We start from the raw sequence: 22467 nt of genomic DNA, 5'->3' as shown, positions 1-22467 counted from the left end.
CCGCCGCGCGCCGGCGCCTGGCCGGCGGCGAGCGCCGCGAGCAGGCCGGGTGGGATCGCCGCGAGCGCGGCTGCAAGCACGACGTCGTCGAGGCTCGGCGGTTCGGCCTGCTGCCGCTCCGAGGCCGCCTCGTCCGCGGACGCGTCGGGCGGCCGCTCGTCCTCGGGGGATGCCTGTGGTGGCGGTGGCTCGGCGTCGTCGCCGGGCTGCTCGGGAGCGGGCATCCGCGTCGCCCGCGGCCCAAGCACGAAGCGCGCCGCCTCGGCGAGATCGGGTTCCGCCAACATGCTCCGTCCGTCGCAGGCGGCGATCAGCCGGGCGATCCGCACGGCGAGCAACGGCCCGCGTAGCGACGCCACGCCGAGAGCCTCGGCGGCGGCGCAGAGCGTGGCCACGGCTTCGGAGGCGTCGTCCGGTTCCATCGCTCGGTCGGGCGTGCGTCGAGCCGGGTCGGACGCGGTCGCGCCGTCGATGTCCCGCAGCGCGAGGTCCCGGAGATCCACGTCGAAGGCGAGGCGTTCGGTGAGCGCGACGGGCGGTGCCTCGTCGTCGAGTCCCTCGTCGAGCAGCACCAGCCCGAACCGTGCCGCCCGCGTCTCGAAGAACCCGTCGCGGGCGACCGCGACCGTGCCCGTGTCGAGGGCGGCCGCAAGGCGCGCCGCCGTGCCGGGCGACAGCCGTTCGGCCATCGGCACGACGACGAGGCCGCCATCGGCCTCGGCGAGCAGTCCCGCCTGCGCCACCGGCCGCCCGGCCGACAGGGTCGCGGCGAGGTCGAGGCCGCCGAGCAGGCGGTCGTCGCCGATCCCGGGCGGGCAGCGGCGAACGGGAGTGCCGGTTGCAAGCCGGTCGGTCAGGTGCCGGAGCCAGGCGTCGCGCACCGGGCCGGCCCCGGCGCGCAGGCGGATGCCGACGCAGGCCTGCGGGTCGGCAGCGAGCAGCGCCGCGACCCGGATCGCGTCGGCCCAGCGCCCCGCGCCGGGCTCAGGGGTCACGCCAGGACCTCGGCGACGGCACGCGCCACGCGGGCGGTGGAGCCGGCCTCGTCGAGCGGGTTGCGGCGCAGGCGATGGCGGAGCGCCGCCGGCGCGATCCGGCGGACGTGATCGATGGTCACGTCGTGCGTGCCGTCGAGCGCGGCGAGCGCGCGGGCGGTGCGCATCAGAGTCAGCTCGCCGCGCAACCCGTCGGTGCCGAGCGCGAGGCAGAGTCGCGCGCAGGCCTCCAGCACCGCGTCGGGGATCGTCACGGCCGGAAGCCGCTCGCGCGCGAGGGTGATCTGCTTGGCCTGCGCCCGCTCCGCCTTACTGTACGTGGCGCAGAACGCGGCCGGGTCGCGCTCGTAGGCGTCGCGGCGGCGGACCACGTCGATGCGGGTCGCGATGTCCGTCGGCGTCGCCACCTCGACGGCGAGGCCGAACCGGTCGAGGAGTTGGGGCCGCAGCTCCCCCTCCTCCGGGTTGCCGGAGCCGACGAGCACGAAGCGCGCCGGGTGGCGGATCGACAGGCCCTCGCGTTCGACGGTGTTGACCCCGCTCGCGGCCACGTCGAGCAGCAGGTCGACGAGGTGGTCCTCCAGCAGGTTGACCTCGTCGATGTAGAGGAAGCCGCGGTTGGCCCGCGCCAGCAACCCTGGCTCGAACGCCTTCTCGCCGAGCGCCAGCGCCCGCTGCAGGTCGAGCGCGCCGACGACGCGGTCCTCGGTCGCCCCGAGCGGCAAATCGACCACCGGCACCGGCACGAGGGCACTCTTCCGCTCAAGCTTTCCTGCGCAATGCGGGCACGCCTCGGCGGGCGCCGCCGGATCGCAGGCATAGGGGCAGCCGACGACGGCCCGCATCCGCGGCAGCAGCCCGGCCAGCGCCCGGATCGCGGTGGACTTTCCGGTCCCGCGGTCGCCGAACACCAGCACGCCCCCCACCGACGGGTCGACGGCCGCGATCAGCAGCGCCTGACGCATCTCGTCCTGGGCGACGATCGCGGTGAAGGGGAAGGTTGTCACGCGTTCGGGACTCGACGATTCGAGGGTGTGGTCACGCCGATTCATCACCCGGGAGGGCGGCGGCCGGCGGTGCGATCGAGAATGGCACCCAAGCCTTCGAAACGCACGGGGCGTTCCCATTTGACGCTGCGGGCCGCCGCATCCCCACACCGCTTAAGTCAGTCGCGGGTCCCCTCCCCATGGGAGAGGGGCCGCCCGGAGCTTTCAACGCGCCATCCGGTGCCCGAGGGCGTCCCCTACTCCGCCGCCACCCGCTCCAGCCCGATCCGGCCCCAGATCACGGCCAGCGCTTCGACCAAGTGGTCGATGTCGGCGTCCGTGTGCAGCGGAGACGGGGTGATGCGCAGGCGCTCGGTGCCGCGGGCGACGGTCGGGTAGTTGATCGGCTGCACGTAGATTCCGAATTCGTCGAGCAGGGTGTCGGAGATCGCCTTGCACAGCACCGGGTCGCAGACCATCACCGGGACGATGTGGCTGTCGTTCGGCAGGTAGGGGATGCCGGCCGCGTCCAGGCGCTCGCGCACCCGCTGCACCCGCTCCTGGTGGCGGGCGCGCTCGACGCCGCTCTGCTTGAGGTGGCGGATGCTGGCGGCCGCGCCCGCCGCCACCGCCGGCGGCAGCGAAGTGGTGAAGATGAAGCCCGAGGCGAAGCTGCGGACGAAGTCGCACAGCTTCTCGCTCGCGGTGATGTAGCCGCCATGGACCGCAAAGGCCTTGCCCAGCGTCCCCTCGATTACGTCGAGGCGGTGGGCCAGCCCCATGCGCTCCGACATGCCGCCGCCGCGCGCGCCGTAGAGGCCGACGGCGTGGACCTCGTCGAGGTAGGTGAGCGCACCGTGCGCCTCGGCCACGTCGCAGATCTCGTCGATCGGGGCGATGTCGCCGTCCATCGAGTAGACCGATTCGAAGGCCACGAGCTTCGGCCTGCCGGGCTCGATCATCCGCAGCTTGCGGTCGAGGTCCTCCGGGTCGTTGTGGCGGAAGATCTGGCGCTCGGCGCGGCTCGCGCGGATGCCCTCGATCATCGAGGCGTGGTTCTCGGAATCGGAAAGGATCACGCAACCGGGCAGCTTCGCGCCGAGCGTGCCAAGCGCCGCCCAGTTCGAGACGTAGCCGGAGGTGAACAGCAGGGCCGCCTCCTTGCCGTGGAGGTCGGCGAGCTCGCGCTCCAGCAGCACGTGGTAATGGTTGGTGCCGGAGATGTTGCGGGTGCCGCCCGCACCCGCGCCGCAGCGGTCGAGCGCTTCGTGCATGGCCGCGAGCACGTCCGGGTGCTGGCCCATCCCGAGATAGTCGTTCGAGCACCAGACCGTGACGGGCTTCTCGCCCTCCGGGCTGTGGTGGGTCGCGTGCGGGAAGCGCCCGTTCTGACGTTCGAGATCGGTGAAGACGCGGTAGCGGCCTTCCCGGTGCAGGTTCTGAAGCTCGGCGCCGAAGAACGCTTCGTAATCCATCGCTCGTCTCCCCGTCCTCGTTACGATCGCGCGGGTTCTCCCGCGTCAGGCCGCGTCACGCCGGCCCGGCTCGGCCGGCACCGGTGTCGTCACGGTCGCGGCGGAGGCCGCGACCTTCGGCGGTAGGCTCCAGTTCCACAGGGCGGCCGCGGGCAGCGGCAGCATCAGGAACCAGTGCTCGAGGGTCGCCAGACCCATCAGCGTGGTGAGGATGGTGAAGCCGACCATCGCGTGCGGCGTGATCGGCTCGGCGAGCGCCACCTGCCCCAGGAGCACGACGACCACGGTGGCGACGCTGACCGACACCGGGAACAGCAGGTTCATCGACCGCTTCGTCAGGTAGCAGCCGAGATAGGACAGGTGATCGGGCAGGAACTCGGTGTTGAGGTTGCGCACCCCGAGGAACAGGTTCAGCCGGGCGCTGAGGTTCATTCCCCACAGGACGCAGTAGGTCCACAGGGCGAATTTCTGCGGCGCGTTCCAGGTGAGCGCGAGGACCGCCAGCGCGCCGAGCACGATGGCGAGCTCGTGCCACAGGCTCGTGGCCACCGCCGCCCGGAACTTCTCGAATCCGCGGGCGCCCGGCCGGCACGCCTCGGGGCGCGGTCCGGTGACGAAGCCCATGTAGTAGCTCATCTCCTGCCAGCCCCAGACCAGCAGCGCGCCGGTGAAGGCGGTGTAGGCCCCCCGTTCCGTCGCGTCGCCGGCGCTCGTGCCGATCGCGTAGAGCGCCGCCAGCAGCACCGCGGTGCCGCCGGCCATGCTCCACGGAAAGGTGCGGCGCGGCAGGTGGTCGAGCAGGATGATCACCCCGGTGGAGAACCACCAGATCGCCACCGCATAGAGGGCCGGAACCGCGTAGGGCGACATCGCCGACCCGCTACCACACCGGCTCGAGGCGGATGTCGGCGGGCATCGCGTTGTCCAGGGTCGGCAGCAGGTAGAGCCGCCCGAAGGTGACCGCCGCCCGCGCGACCTGCACGCCGCGCTTGAGCGTGCCGGCGACGCCGCCCTGCGCCCGCGCCTCGGCGATCTTCACCGAGCAGTCGAGCAGGGTGTCGAGCCGCTGCTTGAACTTGGGGTTGTCGAGGTCGAGCGTCAGCGGGAAGGTCTGCTTCGAGATCTCGGAGGTGATGCGGAAGACGGTGAAGTCGTAATCCGACGGGTCGACCCCGAGCGCGGCGTGGAAGGCCGGGCGGCAATGGTCGCGGACGTACATCGTCGCGAACACGGCCAGCAGGAAGAACTTGATCCAGTAGCGGTTCAGCCCCTGCGTCAGCTTCGGGTTGGCGCGCATCAGGAGCGCGAAGGCCTCGCCGTGGCGGAACTCGTCGTTGCACCACTTCTCGAACCACTTGAAGATCGGGTGGATGCGCCGCTCGGGATGCTTCTCCAGCTCCCGGAAGATGGTGATGTAGCGCGCGTAGCCGATCTTCTCCGACAGGTAGGTCGCATAGAAGATGAACTTCGGGCGGAAGAACGTGTACTTCTTCGACTTCGTCAGGAAGCCGAGGTCGACCCCGATGCCGAAGTCCTTCAGCGTGTCGTTGATGAAGCCGGCGTGGCGCGCCTCGTCGCGGCTCATGAAGCCGAACAGCTCCTTGATGTCCTTGTTCTTGGCGCGCTTGCGCATCTCGGCGTAGAGCACGCAGCCCGAGAACTCGGCCGTGATCGAGGAGACCAAGAAGTCGAGAAACTCCTTCCGGAGCTCGGGCTCCATCTGCGACAGGTCGCAGTCGAAGTCGGCGTTGCGGGTGAAGTGCCGCTTGTTCGGGTCGGAGCGCAGCTCCTCGATCAGCACGTCCCACGCGGCCCGGACCGGCTCGACGTTCGTGCGGTCGAGTTCCGCGAAGTCGGTGGTGTAGAAGCGCGGGCTGAGGAAGGTCGTCTCCTGCGCGGACTTGGTCGATTCGTTGACCGGACGGTTGGGCAGCGGATGCCTGACGGGAGCGTTCAAAGCTTCCTCCTCTCGCTGAAGCTGACTTCGTAGAGTTCGGTCAGTTCGAGATGGCCGGCGAGCTTGGTCCAGAGCCGCTCGATCCGCCCGGCCCGCGTCACCGTCGCGGTGCGGCGGACGACGAGGCGCTCGCCGTAGGGCACCGAGGTCGGCGCATCGTGGACTTGGACCTCGTCGCCAGGCTCGATCTCGAAGTCGGCGTCGAGGCTGACGTGGGCGTGCAGGCTCTCGGGCGTCTGCTCGATCTCGACGGTGCAGGGCACCTCGACCGTGCGGCGGCCGTTCAAAAATCCGATCATCGCGGGACGCTCACGTCGGGAAGGGCGTTGCCGGGCAGCAGCTTGGCGAAGGCGAGGGCATTGGTCGGGCCGAAGGCGCCCATGTTGACGCTGCGGCCCGTGACCTCGTCGATCAAGGCGAGGGATCCGTCGTCGTAACGGGTCAGGCGGAACGGCTCGGCCGAGGTCAGGCCGGCGCGCAGGCGCGACTGACCGAAGCTGCGCAGGGTCGCGCGGACGAAGTTGTCCTGGCCGGGCTCGACGGTCTCGATCAGCCGCGCGTTCGCGGCATCCTCGATCCGGATCGATCCGTCCGCGCGGTCCAGCACGCGGAGGGAGACGGAGGCGACCGGCTTGCCGCCGGGATTGCCGCTGAGGCCGATGCCTTCGGTGCGCCCGACCATCACCGCCAGCATGGTGAAGCCCAGCAGCGCACCGGCTCCGATCAGTGCGAGCGCCGGGACCGGCCCGCTCTCCGCAACCTCAGCCATCGGCTTCCCTCACCGTCATCCGGACCGATCCTCGCGTCGGCACCGTGTGGTGCCTGGCCACGGGGCCGTCTCGTTGGCGTCAGGTTAACCGGTGTCAAGCGCGCTTGACAATCCTGGTTTTGGATTTTTCGAACTCGTTTTTTGTTCGGATGATCAAGTCGTTGTTCGGGAACGACCTTTTCTGGAAAAACCAACGCCCGCCCCGGCATGTCGGCCGGGACGGGCGTTGAGGGTCTTGCGTCTTCGAAGGCCTGGGAGGCTCGCGTGGTTCAGCGCGCGCCGACGGCGACGAGGCGGGGCTGGCGCGAAGCGGCCTGCGGGCGGGCGACGAGGATCGGCAGCGCCGATTCCTCCTCCGGCGCGCGGGCGGCGACGATCGCCCGGCCCAGGATGGCGGCCACCGCGGCCGCATCGGGCACCGAGCGCAGCATCGGCTGCGGCTCGGTCACGCGCCAGGGGCGCGCATGCGGCCACAGGTGCAGGTAGGCGACGCGGGTGCCCGCGCTCAGCCGGAGCGGCAGGTCGCCGGTGCCGTCGGCGAAGCTGTGCAGCGCGGCGTCCTCCACCTGCGCCAGCGGCAGGTTGAAGGTGACGGGGATCGCGATGCCGATCCGCATCACCACGCGGCGGTTGGTGATGGTGTAGGTGGTGGTCCAGGAGGCGAGCCAGCCGAGCCCGCCGACGACGACGAGCGCCGCGGCGCAGGCGGCGAAGGTCGGCCACGAGGCCTTGAGGCCGGCCAGCACCGCCCCGTCGAGGGCGGCCGGCAGGATGGTCCAGGCGGCGAGCACGGCGAACCACAGCACCACGAACCCGCCGTGCATCGGGCGCGCCGCCATGCCGAAGGCCGTCGGCCGGCCCTGCCAGAGGATGTGCTCGCCCGGCGGCAGCGCCCCGGGCATGCCTTCCGGGATGCGGTCGTCGACGACCGTGTCGACTTGGCTGGTGTCGTTGATTCGGCGGTCGCTCATATCAGGGTCTCCGCGCGCTGGGGTGTGGCGTACAGGGTGCCGGCGCCGAAGTAGGCGATGATCTTCTCCTCCTCGAGGAGCGTCACCGCGTCGGGGTCGGCGTGGGGGGGGATGTCGGCGAACTGGCGGGCCAGCAGCGCCTCGGTCTTCACGGTGCGCGAGAACCGGCCGGTGCGGCAGAAGGTGACCGGCATCAGCACCCGGCGCGCCCCGGCGCCGAGCTCGACCTCGTAGTAGCGGGCGAAGCTCTCGCCGCGGTCGATCCAGATGTCCGACACCGTTCCGGCGACTTGGCTGTCGGCGCCGAAGACGCTCATGCCGATCGGGTTCGGGCCGTCCTCGTGGACCATGAAGTGGGTCGCGACCCGCAACGGTACGATCCGCTTCTGGCCGTCGAAGGTGTGGTCGAACGCGTCGTCGCGGCTCACCCAGGAGCCGGGGCCGACATGGGCGAACATCGGGTCGGCGCCGGTCGGCTCCAGCGGGGCGCCCGGCCAGGGCTCGCGCTTGCGGCCCTCGAAGTTGCGGTCGGGCACCATGTCGGCCTGCGGGGCCTGCTTGATCTTGCCGTCGGCGAGGTGGAACAGCTTCGGCGACGGGATCAGGATCGGGTCGGGGCTCTTGAGCCGGCCCGTCACCTCGGCCTCAAGGGGATAGCCCTCGCGCCGGTCCTCGCGGCGAAGCCAGAAGACCAGGCCGAAGAAGAACAGGAAGAAGGCGTAGAGGACGATCTGCGCGACGTCGACGTAGCCGGTCAGTGCGCCCGTGGGCAGTGCTCCAGGTGACATGGCGATCTCCCGACGGTCAGGTTGACGAGGTGGACAGCGCGGACAGGGATCTGACCCTGGACGCCGGTTGCAGACTGCGGTCGCGCACGAGCGGACCGATCGCGACGAGCGTCGCGAACAGCAGCGCGATCTCGATGTGGTAGACGATCAGGTAGCCGATCGAGGGGTCGCTCATCGCCTCGCCGAGCGCCCCCGATGCCGCCAGGCTCGAGCCGGCGTCGCGCACGATTCCGCTCGCGGCGATGGCGAGGCCTGCGGCCGACGCCTGGACCGCGCCCCAGGCGCCGAGCGCCAGCCCGGTATCCTCCGGCCCGGCCTTCGCCATCGAGGCGGTGAGCGTGCCGTGGGCGAACAGGCCCCCGCCGCAGCCGATCAGGCTGACGCCGGCCGCGAAGACCTGCGTGGAGCCGAGCGGCGCGGCGAACACGACGCAGGAGAAGGCGAGGATGCCGATCACGGCACCCGCCGCCGCGACGCGGAACGGGTTTCCGCCGCGATTGAGCCAGCGCGCCGCCACCAGCAGCCCGAGGCCGCCTCCGGCCGCCAGCAGAGCGGTCAAGGCCGTGGTGGCGGCGACCGAGAGGTGCAGGATCTGGCCGCCATAGGGCTCCAGCAGGATGTCCTGCATCGAGAAGGCCGCGGTGCCGAGCCCGGTCGCGACGAGGCGTCGGCGCGCCAGCCCCTGCCCCGCATAGGCGGCCCAGGATTCCGAGAAGTTCGGCTGCGCCGCGTCGCGGGCCCGGTTGGGATCGCGCGCCTCCTGCTTCCACAGGGCGAGGCCGTTGAGCACGATGGTGACGAGCGCCGTGCCTTGGATGACCTGGATCAGCCGCACCTTCGAGAAGTCGGCGAGCAGGAGGCCGAACGCGACCGCGCTGACCATCATGCCCACGAGCAGCATCACACAGAGCAGCGCGACGACCTTGGGCCGCGCATGGGCCGGGGCGAGGTCGGTGGCGAGCGCCAGGCCCACCGTCTGCGTGGTGTGGAGCCCGGCGCCGACCAGCACGAAGGCGAGCGCGGCGGCGATCTGCCCGGCCCACATCGGCCCGGTGGTGTCGCCCGACAGCAGCAGCAGGGCGAACGGCATGATCGCGAGGCCGCCGAACTGCAGCAGCGTGCCGAACCAGATGTAGGGCACCCGGCGCCAGCCGAGCACGGAGCGGTGGGTGTCCGAGCGGAAGCCGATCAACGCCCGCAAGGGCGCGAAGATCAGCGGCAGGGACAGCATCAGCGCGACGACCCAGGCCGGCACTTCCAGCTCGACGATCATGACGCGGTTGAGCGTGCCGATCAGCAGCACCGCGGCCATGCCGACGGTGACCTGGAACAGCGACAGCCGCATCAGCCGGCCGAGCGGCAACTCCTTCGTCGCCGCGTCGGCGAAAGGGAGGATCGACGGGCCGAGCGCCGCGAGGTGCTGGATCAGGCGGGGGCCGAGCTTCATGCGCGGCTCCGCGACAGCTCGATCGCGTTCGAAAGATAGAAGCCGCTGTTGACGCGATGCGTGCGCGCGATCGCGAATTCGGCCAGCGCCGGCTCGCGGCCGATGCGCCGATCGAGCGCGCCCAGCGTGATCGGCACGATCGCCGGGGCCTGGTCGCCCTTGGGGAAAAGCTTGCCGGCCGCGTGCATCACGGTGAGGAGCGCGGTGCGGGGCGCCACCGTGAACACGACCGAGCCGTCGGTGCGTTCCCCGAGCACGGCCAGCGCCCGCGCGATGTCGGCGGCGGAGTAGTGGATCAGCGAATCCATCGCGACGACGTGGTCGAAGCGGCCGAGGCTCGGATCGAGCATGTCGCCGACCCGGAAGTCGATCGACCCGCCACCCGCGATCGTCCCCGTCCGCTCGGCGGCGAGGCCGACCAGCGTCGCCGACACGTCGATGGCCACGACCTCGGCGCCGCGGCGCGCGGCCTCCAGGCTGAGCGCGCCGGTGCCGCAGCCGGCATCGAGGATGCGCCGGCCGCTGAGGTCGTCCGGCAGCCAGGACAGCAGCGTGCCGCGCATGGCGTCGCGGCCGGCCCTCACCGTCGCGCGGATCTTCGAGACCGGCGCGTCGGAGGTGAGCCGCGCCCAGGCCTCGACCGCGGTGCGGTCGAAGTAAGTGGTGAGCTGGCCGCGGCGTTCGGCGTAGGTGGTGCTGGTCATGGCGCGCGCCCCTAGTCGAACCCGAGGAACTCGAAGAGGTCGCGGTCCTTCATCGGGATCGCGGAGAGCGGCTTGCCGCCGGCATAGAGGTAGGCGGCCAGCCGCATGTACTCGGTGGTCACGGCCTCGAGTTCCGGCGTCGGGTCCATCTCGAACAGGGTCCGCTTCTTGAGCCGGGACCGGCGGACGACGTCGAGGTCGGGGAAGTGGGCGATGCGCTCCAGGCCGACGGCGGCGTTGAAGCGGTCGATCTCGTCGGTCTTGGCCGAGCGGTTGGCGATGACGCCGCCGAGCCGCACGGGGTAGTTCTTCGCCTTGGCGTGGATCGCCGCGACGATGCGGTTCATGGCGAAGATCGAGTCGAAGTCGTTGGCGGTGACGACCAGCGCCTGCTCGGCGTGCTGGAGCGGTGAGGCGAAGCCGCCGCAGACCACGTCGCCGAGCACGTCGAAGATCACCACGTCGGTGTCCTCCAGGAGGTGATGCTCCTTGAGGAGCTTCACCGTCTGGCCGACGACGTAGCCGCCGCAGCCGGTGCCGGCCGGCGGGCCGCCGGCCTCGACGCACATCACGCCGTTGTAGCCTTCCGCCACGAAGTCCTCGACGCGCAGCTCCTCGGAGTGGAACTGCACCGCCTCCAGGGCATCGATCACGGTGGGCGCGAGGCGCTTGGTGAGCGTGAAGGTCGAGTCGTGCTTCGGATCGCAGCCGATCTGCAGCACCCGCTTGCCGAGCTTCGAGAAGGCGACCGACAGGTTCGACGAGGTCGTCGACTTGCCGATGCCGCCCTTGCCGTAGACCGCGAAGACCTTCGCGGTCGTGCCGATGGCGACGTCCAGCGAGACCTGGACGCTGCCTTCCGGCTCGCGGCGGGCGGCGATGGGATTCCTGATGGCGATGTTCATGCCGCAACCTCCGCGGTGATGCCTTCGAGACGGTCCTCGAGTTCCTCCTCGGCGCGGGCGAGCGCGTCGCGCGTCTCCGCGTCGGGAGTCCAGAAGCCGCGTTGATGCGCCTCGATCAGCCGGTGTGCGACTTTGGCCGAGGCGGTCGGGTTGAGGGCGGCCATGCGCTCGCGCATGGCGGGGTCGAGGACGTAGGTCTCGGTGATGCGCTGGTAGATCCACGGGGCGACGCCGTCGCTCGTCGCCGACCAGCCCATGGTGTTGGTGAGGTGCGCCTCGATCTGGCGCACGCCCTCGTAGCCGTGCCCGAGCATGCCCTCGGTCCATTTCGGGTTGAGCATGCGGGTGCGGGTCTCGAGCGAGACCTGCTCGGAGAGCGAGCGCACGGTGCCCTCGCCGCGGGTCTGGTCGCTGATGAAGATCGGCACCGCGGCGCCGCGGGCCTCCGCCACCGCCCGGCCCATGCCGCCGAGCCCGTCGAAGTAATGGTCGACGCTCGTGACCCCGACCTCGACCGAATCGAGGTTCTGGTAGGCGAGGTCGACCTTGGCCAGGACGCTGCGCATCAGCGCGCGCTGGGGCGCCGGCTGGCCGGTGCGGCCGTAGGCGAAGCTTTTGCGGCGCGAGAAGGTCTCGGCGATCTCGTCCTCGTCCTCCCAGCGGCCGGATTCGACCAGCCCGTTGACGTTGGCGCCGTAGGTGCCCTCGGCGTTCGAGAACACCCGGAGCGCCGCGGTCTCGATGTCGATGCCGTGCTCGGCCTGGTGCGCCAGGGCGTGCTTGCGCACGAAGTTGCTCTCCACCGGCTCGTCGGCGGTGGCGGCGAGGTAAGAGGCCTCGGCCAGGAGCTTCGTCTGCAAGGGCAGCAGGTCGCGGAAGATGCCGGACAGGGTCACGACCACGTCGATGCGCGGGCGGCCGAGGGTCTCCAGCGGGATCAGCGTCGCGCCGCAGAGCCGGCCGTAGCCGTCGAAGCGGGGCGTCGCGCCGATGAGGGCTAGCGCCTGGGCGATCGGGCCGCCTTCGCTCTTCAGGTTGTCGGTCCCCCACAGCACTAGGGCGACGCTCTCGGGCAGGGCTGCGCCCTCGTCGCGGTGGCGGGCGAGGATCCGGGCGACCTGCCGCGCGCCGTCCGCGACCGCGAAGGCGGACGGCAGGCGGTAGGGATCGAAGCCGTGGAGGTTGCGCCCGGTCGGCAGCACGGCCGGGTTGCGCAAGAGGTCGCCGCCGGCCACAGGCGCGATGAAGCGCCCATCGAGCGCCTTGAGCAGGCCGGCGACCTCGTGGTCCTTCGCCAGCAGCGCGTCGGTCTCGGACAGCGAGCGGAAGGCGGCGCGATGGGTCTCGTCGAGGGGCAGGCCCGCGGCGGCCAGGGCCGCGTCGACCCCCTCGCCGGCCACCAGGGCGACGATCCCGGCCCGCTCCGGCACGAGGCCGGCGGAGGCTTCGGCCAAAGCCAGCAGCAGGTCGACCCGCTCCTCGGCCGGGGTGCCCTTCCCGACCACGTGCATGCCGTGCGGGATCAGGGTGTGCTCGAGCTCGTAGACCGCTTGGCCGAGCGCCTGGATGCGGGCGGCGAGGTCGTCCCAGGCCGGCTCGGCCTGGGTGAGGTCGAGGGCGGCGGCCTGGGCCTGGACGAGCTGGCCGAGGTCGCGCCGCTCGGCTTCCGCCTCCGGCTCCAGGGCGCGCCAGCGCTCGATCGACGCCTTGAGGTCGATCAGCCCGCGGTAGAGGCCGGCCTGGGCGAGGCTCGGGGTCAGGTAGCTGACCAGGGTCGCCGCCGAGCGCCGCTTGGCGATCATCCCCTCGGAGGGGTTGTTGGCGGCGTAGAGGTAGACGTTCGGCAGCGGCCCGATCAGCCGCTCCGGCCAACAGGCTTCCGACAGGCCGGTCTGCTTGCCGGGCATGAACTCGAGTGCGCCGTGGGTGCCGAAATGCAGCACCGCGTCGGCGCGGAAGTCGTCGCGGAGGTAGCGGTAGAAGGCCGAGAAGGCGTGGGTCGGCGCGAAGCCCCGCTCGAACAGCAGGCGCATCGGGTCGCCCTCGTAGCCGAAGCCCGGCTGCACGCCGACGAAGACGTTGCCGAACTGCGCCCCGAGGACGAACAGCACCGAGCCGTTGCTGTTCTGGCGGCCCGGGGCGGGACCCCATTGCGCCTCGATCTCGGCCAGGTGGCGCTCGCGGCGGACGTGCTCCTCGGCGGGGATGCGGTGGTGGACGTTGGCCGGGGTGCCGTAGCGGGCGGAGTTTCCGGCGAGCACCGCGTTGCGCAGGTCGTCGACGCTGGCTGGGACTTCCACCTCGTAGCCGTCGGCCTTCATCGCGGTCAGGGTGTTGTGCAGGGATTGGTAGACCGAGAGGAACGCCGCAGTGCCGATCGAGCCGGCGTTCGGCGGGAAGCCGAACAGCACGATCGCCACCTTGCGCTCGGCCCGCGCGGTCCGCCGCAGGGTCACCAGGCGCTCGATGCGGGCGGCGAGCATGTCGGCGCGCTCGGGGTGGACGCGCATGTCGCGGGCGTTCTCGCCCATCGACGCGCCGGAGCGGCCGCCGAACACCATCGGCGCGGTGGCGCCGTCGAGCTCGGGGATCGCGACCATCATCGTCGCCTCGACCGGCGAGAGGCCGCGGTCGGAGCCTTCCCACTGCTCCAGGGTCTGGAACTCCAGCGCATGGGCGGCGAGGTAGGGCACGTCGAGGTCGGCGAGCGCCGTCTCGGCCGCCGCCGCGTCGTTGTAGGCGGGGCCGCCGACCAGCGAGAAGCCGGTGAGCGAGACCAGCGCGTCGATGGCCGGGCGACCGTCGCGGCGGAAGAAGGCGTCCACCGCCGGGCGGTTGTCGAGGCCCGAGGCGAAGGCCGGCACCACCGCGAGGCCGCGGCCTTCGAGCGCCGCGATCACGCCGTCGTAGTGGGCGGTGTTCCCGGCGAGCACGTAGGAGCGCATCACCAGGAGGCCGACGCGGCCCTTGGCGGGCCCTTTGGGAACCGGCAGCGCGGCGAGCGATTCGCCGATGCGGCCCTTCATGCGCGGGTGGTAGAGGCCGGTCTCGGGGTAGCTCAGGGGGCTCGGCGCGGCGGCGATTTCGCGCCAAGCGAGGCGCGGGCCGGCGGCGTAACGCCCGACCAGGAAGCGCACCAGGTTGGCGATGTTCTCGTCCGAGCCAGAGAGCCAGTATTGCAGGGTAAGGAAGTAGGCGCGCACGTCCTGCGCAGAGCCGGGGATGAAGCGCAGGATCTTCGGCAGCTTGCGGATCATCGCCATCTGGCGGGCGCCGTTACCCTGGGCGCCGGGCTTGCCGCGCAGCTTCTTCAGGAAGTCGAGGGCGCCGCGCTTGGTGCCGTCCATGTCGAAGCGGTTGAGGCGGGTGGTCTTCACCACCTCGCCGGCCGAGAGGCAGCCGATCATCGCATCGCAATGCGGGCGCCGGGCCAGCAAAGCCGGCAGCACGGCGCGGACGTGCTCGTCCATGAACAGCATCGTCGAGAGCACGATGTCGGCCCGGCCGATGTCGGCCTTGCAGTCGGCGAGGCTCGCGGGCGAGGTGTCCCACTCGGCGGCGGCGTGGAAGTCGAGGGTGAGCCCCGGCATCTCGCTGCGCAGGCGCAGGCGGGCGCGCTCCAGGGCGCTCGCCATGTGGTTGTCCATCGTCACGATGACGATGCGGAGTTCGGGCCGTTCAGCGGCCGAAATGCGCTTTTGCATCGTACAAGGTCTCGACGGTGATGAGCGGCAGCGCCCGCTCCCTGGCGAAGGTTTCCGTGTTGGTTCGGGCTTTTCCTCGGACGAAGAACGGGATCTTCTTCAGCTCCTTCTCGGCCTCCGTGGCCCAGGTCGGAGTCGTCGGAGCGGACGGCGCAGCGAGCGTCGCCGCGGTGACGGGCTCGGGGGCGGTGGCGGGCGGCACGGAAGCCTTGGCGGGCGCCTTGCCGCCGAGATGCGAGGGCGCGCGGTCGTTAAATTCGGGGTCCTCGCGGAACATCCCGAGCAGGTGCTCCTCCAGGCCCATCATCAGCGGGTGGACCCAGGTGTCGAACAGGACGTTCGCGCCCTCGAAGCCCATCTGCGGCGAGTAGCGCGCCGGGAAGTCCTGGACGTGGATCGGCGCCGAAATCACCGCGCAGGGCAGCCCGAGCCGCTTGGCGATGTGGCGTTCCATCTGGGTGCCGAGCACCAGCTCGGGGCCGGCCGCCTGGATCGCCGCCTCGACGTCGAGGTAGTCGTCGCAGATCAGCGCCTCGATCCCGTGGAGCGCCGCCTCGGCGCGGACCTCGCGGGCGAACTCCCGGCCGTAGGTGCCGAGGCCCACGACCTGGAAGCCGAGCTCGGCCTTGGCGACGCGGGCGGCGGCGATCGCATGGGTCGCGTCGCCGAAGATGAAGACCCGCTTGCCGGTGAGGTAGGTCGAATCGACCGAGCGCGAATACCAGGGCGCCCGCGACGGCGCCCCGGCGAGCACCGACGCCGGATCGACGCCGGCCAGGGCCGCGACCTCCTCGACGAACCGGATCGTCGCGCCGACGCCGATCGGCACCGTCTCGACCATCGGCTGGCCGAAGGTCTTCTGCAGGTGAAGCGCAGCGGCCTTGGCGATTTCCGGGTATAGCACGACGTTGAAGTCGGCGTCCTTCAGGCGTCCGAGGTCGGCGGGGCTCGCGCCCATCGGCGCCACCACGTTGACGGCGACGCCGAGCCGGCCGAGCAGGCCGGTGATCTCGGTGAGGTCGTCGCGGTGGCGGAAGCCCAGCGCCGTCGGCCCGAGGATGTTGCAGGACGGGCGCCGGCCCTCCGGCTTCGGCTCCGTGGACGGCGAGCCGGACAGCCCGCGCACCAGCCGGTAGAAGGTCTCGGAGGCGCCCCAGTTCTCTTTCTTCTGGTAGGCCGGCAGCTCCAGCGCGATCACCGGGATCGGCAGGTTCAGCGCCTTGGCGAGGCCGCCCGGATCGTCCTGGATCAGCTCCGCCGTGCACGAGGCGCCGACGATCATCGCCTGCGGCTTGAAGCGCTCGTAGGCGGCGGACGCCGCGTTCTTGAAGATCTCGGCGGTGTCGGAGCCGAGGTCGCGGGCCTGGAAGGTGGTGTAGGTGACCGGCGGGCGGGCGTCGCGCCGCTCGATCATCGTGAACAGCAGGTCGGCATAGGTGTCGCCCTGCGGCGCGTGCAGGACGTAGTGCAGCCCCTCCATCGCGGTGGCGACCCGCATGGCGCCGATATGCGGCGGTCCTTCGTAGGTCCAGAGGGTGAGCTGCATCGCCTCAGACCTCCAGCCGGGTGCGGCGCACGAGCGGGCGCGCGAACAGCTCGGCGAGGTCGCCGGCCTGGTCGTACCCCTGGATCGGCGTGAACAGCAGCTCGATCGACCACTTGGTGGCGAGCCCTTCCGCCTCCAGCGGGTTGGCGAGGCCGAGGCCGCAGACCGTCAGGTCGGGCTTCGCGACGCGGGCCCGGTCCATCTGCTCGTCGAGGCTCTGGCCCTCGACGATCTGCGTGCCGTCCGGCAGCAGGGCGAGGTCTTCGGCCAGATGCCCGCGGTGCAGGTAGGGCGTGCCGACCTCGCACAGGCCCATCCCCATCTCGCGCGACAGGAACCGCGCGAGCGGCACCTCGAGCTGCGAATCGGGAAAGAAGAACACGCGCTTGCCCGCAAGCTTCTCGCGGTGGTGCTCCAGGGCGCGCCCGGCGCGGGCCCGGCCCGGCGCGGTCGCCGCCTCGAAGCGGGCCTCCGGCACGTCGAACGCGTCGGCGGCAGCCTTGAGCCAACGCGTCGTGCCCTCGACCCCGAGTGGGAACGGCGCCGGCAGGCGCGTCGCGCCGCGGGCCTCGAGCGCCTTGGCCGTGTCGGTGAGGAAGGGTTGGGCGAGCAGGTAGCGGGTGTTCGGCCCGACGCCCGGCAGCTGACCCGCGCGCCGCGCCGGCAGGAACGCGACCGGTCCGATCCCGAGCTCGGAGAAGATGCGGAGGAACTGGTCCTCGACCACGTCGGCGAGGGCGCCCGCCACCAGCAGCGCCGGGGCGGCGTCGGCTTCCGCCCGCGGCATCTCGGGGACGAGGGCCGCCAGGCACGCATCCTCGCCCTGCGTGAACGTGGTCTCGATGCCGCTGCCGGAATAGCTCAGCACCCGCACGTCAGGCGAGAAGGTGGTGGAGAGGCGCTGCGCCGCGCGGCCGAGGTCGAGCTTGATCACCTCGGAGGGGCACGAGCCCACGAGGAACAGCAGCCGGATGTCGGGCCGGCGCTCGATCAGGCGGCGCACCACCCGGTCGAGCTCCTCGTTCATGTCGGCGATGCCGGCGAGGTCGCGCTCGTCGATGATCGCGGTGGCGAAGCGCGGCTCGGCGAAGATCATCACGCCGGCGGCCGACTGGATCAGGTGGGCGCAGGTGCGCGAGCCGACCACGAGGAAGAACGCGTCCTGAATCTTGCGATGCAGCCAGACGATACCGGTCAGCCCGCAGAACACTGCGCGCTGGCCGCGCTCCTGCCGGATCGTGACGTCGCCGCAGCCGGCCTCGACGGGCACCGTCGCGGCCCTCGACGGGAGGAAGGGCGCGTTCATCGCGCCACCATCGCGGTGCCGCCGACGGGGCGCGGATGCGGCCGGGCCTGGAGCCGCGCGGCCCGGAGCTTGAGCAGGAATTGCGTCGCGTTGACCGCGTAGGAGGCGTAGGCCGCGAGCGCCAGCCACATCAGCCCGGTGGTGCCCATGAGGCCCAGCGTGAGGACGGCGAGGTAGGCGGTGTGCAGGGCCAGCACCAGCATGCTGACCACGTCCTCCCAGTAGAAGGCCGGGGCAAACAGGTAGCGGCCGAACACGGCCTTCTCCCAGATCGAGCCGGTGACCATGATCGCGTAGAGCAGCCCCGTCTTGGCCAGCACCGAGAGGTTGGCGGCGACCGCGCCCTCGCCGGTGGCCAGCGTCCGCAGGACGAGCCCGAGGCTGATGAGGAACACGAGGAATTGAAGGGGGGCGAGAAGGCCCTGGACCAGGGTCCAGCGGCTGGCGTCGCGCCGGGCGCGCTCGGCCGGCGTGTAGAGTGGTGGTCGTGTCGTCCGGTCCGTCGGACCCATCGCCTCACCCCATCCCTGCTGCGGCCGGCCGCCTCTCGAAGGAGCGGCTTGGGGTGAAGCCTAGAAACCGTGCCCAAAAGTGTCAAGCGCGCTTTACGTCAAATCCAAATGACAATGACATCGAAGCATTCTGGTTCGAATTGACCATTGCCAAGTCGGCTCGAAAGGGTATCGTCTAGGTCAAGTCGTCCCGAAGAGGGCGACAGCGCGGGGATTTCCAGGCCCGGCCATGCTGAGTTGTAAAGACAATTAAGCCGTCAGCGACATTGGAGAGGGCCAATGGATGACTTGAGGCGCTCCGAGGGGCGAAACGCCATCCTGGCCCTCGCACGCGAGATGGCTTCGGCCTGCGAGATCGACGAACGGGCGCCGCCTCGCCGGCAGCAGCTCTCCGATCGCTGGCACGGTCACCTGTCCCGCGTCGTCGAGGCCGAGATCATTCCCCGCCTGATGCTTGCCCACCGGATGGAGGCGTCGACCCGCGGCCCGGGGCCGCGGAAGCCGACGGCCGAGGACATCGAGGCGTTCGCCTCCCTCGTGCTGGCGCCGGCCGGCGAAGTGGTGGAGGCGCGGATCGCCGCCCTCGTCGACGACGGGCTCGCCCTCGACAGCCTCCTCCTCGACCTGCTGGCGCCGACGGCGCGGCACCTCGGCGTGTTGTGGGAGGAGGATCTCTGCGATTTCGCGGAACTGACGATCGCGATGGGCCGCCTGCAGCGGATCATGCACGACCTCTCGCGCCGCTACGGCGGCGAAACCGGAGGGCACCGGGACGGGCACAGCATCCTGCTGAGCCTCTGCCCCGGCGAGACCCACATGTTCGGCCTTTCGATGATCGAGCAGTTCTTCCGCGACGCGGGCTGGCACGTGACGAGCACGGCGCTGGCGCCGGTGGGCGAGATCCTGAACCAGGCGCGGACCGCATGGTTCGACGTGATCGGCCTCTCGCTCGGCTGTGAAGTCCTTCTGCCGACCTTGACCAAGACCGTCCTCGAACTTCGGCGCGTCTCGTTCAATCCCGGCGTCCGGATCCTCGTCGGCGGCCCGATCTTCATCGACAATCCCGGCCATATCGAGCAAGTCGGCGCGGATGCGACGGCGTCGGATGCACGCCGAGCTGTGGCTGCAGCCGAGTTCATGCTTGATATGAGGGCGGGAGCCTGCTGAAAGACCTGATCGGCGACTTCACGAAGCGGTGAGACTTGACCAGCTTGGCCACCCACGCTGCGCAGAACCCCTCCGCAGCCCTGAGCAAGACCCTGGCGGCCCTCGGCGGAGAGGCGGCGGGTCTTCTCGTTGCGGCTGCGACGGACCTGTCGTTGGTCGTCGACGCGGATGGCATCATCCGCGACGCGGCCTTCGCTGCGCCGGATCTTGCGGGCCAGGGCTGTGACACCTGGCTCGGACGGCGGTGGATCGACACCGTCACCGTCGAGAGCCGGCCGAAGATCGACGCGCTGATGCGCGATGCGGCGCCGGACGGCGTGACCCGCTGGCGCCAGGTCAACCACCCTTCCGTCTCCGGCGAGGATCTGCCGATTCGCTACGCCGCGATGCGGTTGGGCTCGGACGGCTCGATCATCGCCATCGGCCGCAACCTCCTCGCCATGGCCTCGCTGCAGCGCAAGCTCGTCGAGACCCAGCAGGCGCTGGAGCGCGACTACCTCCGCCTGCGCGGCGCCGAGACCCGCTACCGCATGCTGTTCCAGCTCGGCAGCGAGCCGGTGCTCGTGGTCGACGCGGCCACCCGCCGGGTCACCGAGATCAATCCCGCCGCCGTCCGGCTCGTCGGCCGCCCCGAGAAGCGGATCCTCGGGCAGGACGTGGTCGAGCTGTTCGAGGCGGCGAGCGCGCGTGAGATCGAGCTGCTGTTCGCCGGCCTGCGCGCCACCGGCAAGGCCGAGGACCTCGAGGCCCGGCTTGGCGGCAGCCGTGGGCCGGCGCGGATCTCGGCCTCTTTGTTCCGACAGGGCAGCTCGGCGAGCGTGCTGCTTCGCGTTAGCGACGCCGCCATCGTCGGCGCCGATTCGGCACGCGTCCGCGGCCCGCTCCTCGACGTGATCGAGGGCATTCCCGAAGGGTTCGTCGTCACCGATCTGTCGCGGCGCATCCTCACCGCCAACGGCGCCTTCCTCGACCTCGCCCAGATCGCGACCGTGGAGCAGGCGCGCGGCGAGCTGATCGACCGCTGGATCGGCCGCGAGGAGACTGAAGCCGCCACCCTGTTCGCGACGCTGGCCGAGCACGGCTCGGTCCGGCACTTCGCCACCGGCCTGCGCGGCGTGCTCGGCTCCATCGAGGAGGTCGAGGTCGCCGCCGTCGCCGTGCCGAACGCGCGGCCACCCTGCCTTGGCTTCACCATCCGCGGCACCCCGCGCCGCGCCGTGGCCGCCGCGGCGCCGGGCTCGCACGAGCTGCCGCGCTCGGTCGAGCAGATGACCGAGCTCGTCGGCCGTGTCTCGATGAAGAATCTCGTGCGCGAGACCACCGATTTGATCGAGCGCCTGTGCATCGAGGCCGCCCTGCGGATCACCCGCGACAACCGCGCCTCGGCCGCGGAGATGCTCGGGCTCAGCCGCCAGGGACTCTACGCCAAGCTGCGCCGCTACGGCATCGGCGACCTCGACGGACCGGACTTTCCCGACGCCTGACCCTCGCATGCGGGACGACGACCGTGTTGCCCGCGCGCACGTCACCGTCCTCCCGCAGCATGCCTTCGGCGACGAAAGCCGGCGTCGATCGAATCCCTCGACCCACACCGCCAGGCACGGACGAGATGTCCGGCGGAACGTTTCGCAGGTGGGTGTGTAAAAAACTTTGACCGCTCGATCTGTCATCTTCGCTTGACACCTTGGGTGCCGAAAACCTAGCCTCCGGACATGGCGACACCGGCTCCCAGTGCACTCGTCGAACTGCTCAAGCCGATCACGTGGTTCGCGCCGATGTGGGCCTTCGCCTGCGGCGTGGTCTCGTCGGGGCAGCCGACCCATGGGCAATGGCCGGTGATCATGGCCGGCGTCGTCCTCGCCGGGCCGTTGGTCTGCGCCACGAGTCAGGCGGTCAACGACTGGTACGACCGCCACGTCGACGCCATCAACGAACCGAACCGCCCGATTCCCTCCGGCCGCATGCCGGGGCGCTGGGGGCTCTACGTCGCCGCGGCCTGGACCGGCCTGTCGCTCCTCGTCGCCGCCGCGCTCGGGCCCTGGATCCTCGGCGCTGCGATCTTCGGCCTCGTCCTGGCCTGGCTCTACAGCGCGCCGCCGATGCGCCTGAAGAGCAACGGCTGGTGGGGCAACTCGGCGGTGGCGATCTGCTACGAGGGGCTGCCCTGGTTCACGGGCGCCGCCGTCATGGCTGCCACCGTCCCCGACCACCGCGTCCTGATCGTCGCCGCCCTGTACTCGATCGGCGCCCACGGCATCATGACCCTGAACGACTTTAAGTCGGTGGAGGGCGACACCCTCACCGGCATCCGCTCGCTTCCGGTCCAGCTCGGCATCCCCGGGGCCGCCCGCTTCGCCTGTCTGGTGATGGCGGTGCCGCAGGCAGCGGTGATCGCGTTCCTCTTCGCCTGGAGCCGCGGGTGGCACGCGGCGATCGTCGCGATGCTGCTCCTTGGGCAGATCGCACTGATGCGCCGCCTGCTCGCGGCGCCGCGCGAGAAGGCCGCCTGGTACAACGGCACCGGCACCACCCTCTACGTGCTTGGCATGCTGGTCGCCGCCTTCGCGCTCCGTCCGCTCGTGGGAGTGCCGTGATGGCTGCCGCGTCCTCGTCCACGGTGTCATCCGGGTTCTCCTGGATGCAGATCGTCCGCCTAGGGCTGGTCCAAACCGCGCTCGGCGCGGTCGTGGTGCTGATGACCTCGACCATCAACCGGGTGATGGTGGTGGAGCTGGCGCTGCCTGCGATCGTGCCGGGCGCCCTTGTCGCCCTCCACTACGCGGTCCAAGTGCTGCGCCCGCGCTGGGGCTACGGCTCCGACTTCGGCGGCCGCCGCACCCCCTGGATCGTCGGCGGCATGGCCGCGCTGGCGCTCGGCGGCTTCCTCGCCGCGGTGGCGACCGCGCTGGCCGAGACCAACCTTTTCGCCGGCCTCGCCCTCGCGGTGCTGGCCTTCTTCTCCGTCGGCATCGGCGCGGGCGCGGCCGGCACCTCGCTCCTGGTTCTTCTCGCCACCGGCGTCGAGGACCGGCGGCGGGGCGCGGCGGCGACGATCGTCTGGGTGATGATGATCGCCGGTTTCGCGGTCACGGCGCCGCTCGCCGGGCACTTCCTTGATCCGTTCTCCGGGGCGCGGCTGGTGGCGGTCTCCGGCACTGTCTCCCTCGCGGCGTTCGTCCTCGCGTGCCTGGCTGTGCGCGGCGTCGAGCCCGCCGCCGCGCCGGCGCGCGCGGAG

Annotated in this window: 19 protein-coding genes and 1 pseudogene; 4 read left to right on the top strand and 16 right to left on the bottom strand. The window is 71.0% G+C overall.

Features of this window, described 5'->3' with window-relative positions; genetic code table 11:
* The 16 genes and pseudogenes from bchD to bchF all read right to left on the bottom strand — a co-directional run.
* A pseudogene (gene bchD / locus FV229_RS16165) lies at positions 1-995 on the bottom strand (magnesium chelatase ATPase subunit D); the annotation flags it as partial.
* On the bottom strand, positions 992-2002 hold the full coding sequence (bchI, locus tag FV229_RS16160) for a magnesium chelatase ATPase subunit I (RefSeq protein ID WP_147752950.1): 1011 nt from the start codon (positions 2000-2002) through the stop codon (positions 992-994). The gene bchI and the pseudogene bchD, both read right to left, overlap by 4 nt.
* A gap of 236 nt (positions 2003-2238) precedes the next feature.
* Entirely contained in the window at positions 2239-3456 is a 1218-nt protein-coding gene (gene hemA, locus FV229_RS16155) for a 5-aminolevulinate synthase (RefSeq protein WP_147752949.1), read from the bottom strand.
* Between the two features lie 45 nt (positions 3457-3501).
* The gene (puhE, locus tag FV229_RS16150) at positions 3502-4326 is read right to left on the bottom strand and encodes a putative photosynthetic complex assembly protein PuhE (protein WP_147752948.1); all 825 of its coding nucleotides are present in this window, start codon (positions 4324-4326) and stop codon (positions 3502-3504) included.
* A 10-nt stretch (positions 4327-4336) separates the two neighbouring features.
* Positions 4337-5389 carry a magnesium-protoporphyrin IX monomethyl ester (oxidative) cyclase gene (acsF, locus tag FV229_RS16145; RefSeq protein ID WP_187275167.1) on the bottom strand — a complete coding sequence of 351 codons (1053 nt, stop codon included), beginning with the start codon at positions 5387-5389 and terminating at the stop codon, positions 4337-4339.
* A gap of 20 nt (positions 5390-5409) precedes the next feature.
* Positions 5410-5712 (bottom strand): hypothetical protein, encoded by a 303-nt coding sequence (locus FV229_RS16140; protein WP_187273562.1) that lies wholly within the window; start codon positions 5710-5712, stop codon positions 5410-5412.
* On the bottom strand, positions 5709-6182 hold the full coding sequence (puhC, locus tag FV229_RS16135) for a photosynthetic complex assembly protein PuhC (RefSeq protein ID WP_147752946.1): 474 nt from the start codon (positions 6180-6182) through the stop codon (positions 5709-5711). The genes FV229_RS16140 and puhC overlap by 4 nt, the downstream gene beginning before the upstream one ends.
* Before the next feature lie 269 nt (positions 6183-6451).
* Positions 6452-7153, bottom strand: a complete 702-nt coding sequence (gene puhB / locus FV229_RS16130; RefSeq protein WP_147752945.1) for a photosynthetic complex putative assembly protein PuhB — start codon at positions 7151-7153, stop codon at positions 6452-6454.
* On the bottom strand, positions 7150-7926 hold the full coding sequence (puhA, locus tag FV229_RS16125) for a photosynthetic reaction center subunit H (protein ID WP_147752952.1): 777 nt from the start codon (positions 7924-7926) through the stop codon (positions 7150-7152). Before puhA ends, puhB begins: the two co-directional genes overlap by 4 nt.
* 31 nt (positions 7927-7957) lie before the next feature.
* Positions 7958-9388 carry a BCD family MFS transporter gene (locus tag FV229_RS16120; RefSeq protein ID WP_147752944.1) on the bottom strand — a complete coding sequence of 477 codons (1431 nt, stop codon included), beginning with the start codon at positions 9386-9388 and terminating at the stop codon, positions 7958-7960.
* Positions 9385-10092, bottom strand: coding sequence for a magnesium protoporphyrin IX methyltransferase (bchM, locus tag FV229_RS16115; RefSeq protein WP_147752943.1), 708 nt, complete (start codon positions 10090-10092; stop codon positions 9385-9387). The genes FV229_RS16120 and bchM overlap by 4 nt, the downstream gene beginning before the upstream one ends.
* Before the next feature lie 11 nt (positions 10093-10103).
* The gene (bchL, locus tag FV229_RS16110) at positions 10104-10997 is read right to left on the bottom strand and encodes a ferredoxin:protochlorophyllide reductase (ATP-dependent) iron-sulfur ATP-binding protein (RefSeq protein WP_147752942.1); all 894 of its coding nucleotides are present in this window, start codon (positions 10995-10997) and stop codon (positions 10104-10106) included.
* The gene (locus FV229_RS16105; protein ID WP_147752941.1) at positions 10994-14701 is read right to left on the bottom strand and encodes a magnesium chelatase subunit H; all 3708 of its coding nucleotides are present in this window, start codon (positions 14699-14701) and stop codon (positions 10994-10996) included. Before FV229_RS16105 ends, bchL begins: the two co-directional genes overlap by 4 nt.
* On the bottom strand, positions 14676-16247 hold the full coding sequence (gene bchB / locus FV229_RS16100) for a ferredoxin:protochlorophyllide reductase (ATP-dependent) subunit B (RefSeq protein ID WP_147752940.1): 1572 nt from the start codon (positions 16245-16247) through the stop codon (positions 14676-14678). The genes FV229_RS16105 and bchB overlap by 26 nt, the downstream gene beginning before the upstream one ends.
* 4 nt (positions 16248-16251) lie before the next feature.
* A complete protein-coding gene (locus tag FV229_RS16095) occupies positions 16252-17553 on the bottom strand; it encodes a ferredoxin:protochlorophyllide reductase (ATP-dependent) subunit N (RefSeq protein WP_147752939.1) in 1302 nt (433 codons plus the stop codon).
* Positions 17550-18065: a 2-vinyl bacteriochlorophyllide hydratase gene (gene bchF / locus FV229_RS16090; protein WP_147752938.1), complete on the bottom strand. Its 516-nt coding sequence runs from the start codon at positions 18063-18065 to the stop codon at positions 17550-17552. The genes FV229_RS16095 and bchF overlap by 4 nt, the downstream gene beginning before the upstream one ends.
* Positions 18066-18344: 279 nt before the next feature.
* Here bchF and FV229_RS16085 point away from each other — a divergent pair, with 279 nt between their 5' ends.
* The 4 genes from FV229_RS16085 to FV229_RS16070 form a co-directional block, all read left to right on the top strand.
* Positions 18345-19232, top strand: a complete 888-nt coding sequence (locus tag FV229_RS16085; protein ID WP_246688216.1) for a cobalamin B12-binding domain-containing protein — start codon at positions 18345-18347, stop codon at positions 19230-19232.
* Between the two features lie 35 nt (positions 19233-19267).
* Positions 19268-20716 (top strand): transcriptional regulator PpsR, encoded by a 1449-nt coding sequence (gene ppsR / locus FV229_RS16080; protein ID WP_147752937.1) that lies wholly within the window; start codon positions 19268-19270, stop codon positions 20714-20716.
* A gap of 228 nt (positions 20717-20944) precedes the next feature.
* Complete coding sequence (gene chlG, locus FV229_RS16075; protein WP_147752936.1) at positions 20945-21826, top strand: chlorophyll synthase ChlG; 882 nt, start codon at positions 20945-20947, stop codon at positions 21824-21826.
* Positions 21826-22467: PucC family protein (locus tag FV229_RS16070; protein WP_147752935.1), on the top strand; the 642-nt coding region annotated here is incomplete at its 3' end. The genes chlG and FV229_RS16070, both read left to right, overlap by 1 nt.

This window comes from Methylobacterium sp. WL120 (assembly GCF_008039465.1).
Taxonomy (GTDB): Bacteria; Pseudomonadota; Alphaproteobacteria; order Rhizobiales; family Beijerinckiaceae; genus Methylobacterium; species Methylobacterium cerastii.
The sequence above is the reverse complement of the archived record's forward strand: the minus strand, read 5'-3'. Positions and strand labels throughout refer to the sequence as shown.

Coding starts and splice junctions, on each gene's coding strand:
- bchF (WP_147752938.1), bottom strand. CDS start 18,065: ATGGGTCCGACGGACCGGACGACACGACCACCACTCTACACGCCGGCC.
- FV229_RS16085 (WP_246688216.1), top strand. CDS start 18,345: ATGGATGACTTGAGGCGCTCCGAGGGGCGAAACGCCATCCTGGCCCTC.
- hemA (WP_147752949.1), bottom strand. CDS start 3,456: ATGGATTACGAAGCGTTCTTCGGCGCCGAGCTTCAGAACCTGCACCGG.
- FV229_RS16095 (WP_147752939.1), bottom strand. CDS start 17,553: ATGAACGCGCCCTTCCTCCCGTCGAGGGCCGCGACGGTGCCCGTCGAG.
- chlG (WP_147752936.1), top strand. CDS start 20,945: ATGGCGACACCGGCTCCCAGTGCACTCGTCGAACTGCTCAAGCCGATC.
- puhE (WP_147752948.1), bottom strand. CDS start 4,326: ATGTCGCCCTACGCGGTTCCGGCCCTCTATGCGGTGGCGATCTGGTGG.
- bchL (WP_147752942.1), bottom strand. CDS start 10,997: ATGAACATCGCCATCAGGAATCCCATCGCCGCCCGCCGCGAGCCGGAA.
- puhC (WP_147752946.1), bottom strand. CDS start 6,182: ATGGCTGAGGTTGCGGAGAGCGGGCCGGTCCCGGCGCTCGCACTGATC.
- FV229_RS16120 (WP_147752944.1), bottom strand. CDS start 9,388: ATGAAGCTCGGCCCCCGCCTGATCCAGCACCTCGCGGCGCTCGGCCCG.
- FV229_RS16105 (WP_147752941.1), bottom strand. CDS start 14,701: ATGCAAAAGCGCATTTCGGCCGCTGAACGGCCCGAACTCCGCATCGTC.
- puhB (WP_147752945.1), bottom strand. CDS start 7,153: ATGAGCGACCGCCGAATCAACGACACCAGCCAAGTCGACACGGTCGTC.
- bchB (WP_147752940.1), bottom strand. CDS start 16,247: ATGCAGCTCACCCTCTGGACCTACGAAGGACCGCCGCATATCGGCGCC.
- bchM (WP_147752943.1), bottom strand. CDS start 10,092: ATGACCAGCACCACCTACGCCGAACGCCGCGGCCAGCTCACCACTTAC.
- FV229_RS16140 (WP_187273562.1), bottom strand. CDS start 5,712: ATGATCGGATTTTTGAACGGCCGCCGCACGGTCGAGGTGCCCTGCACC.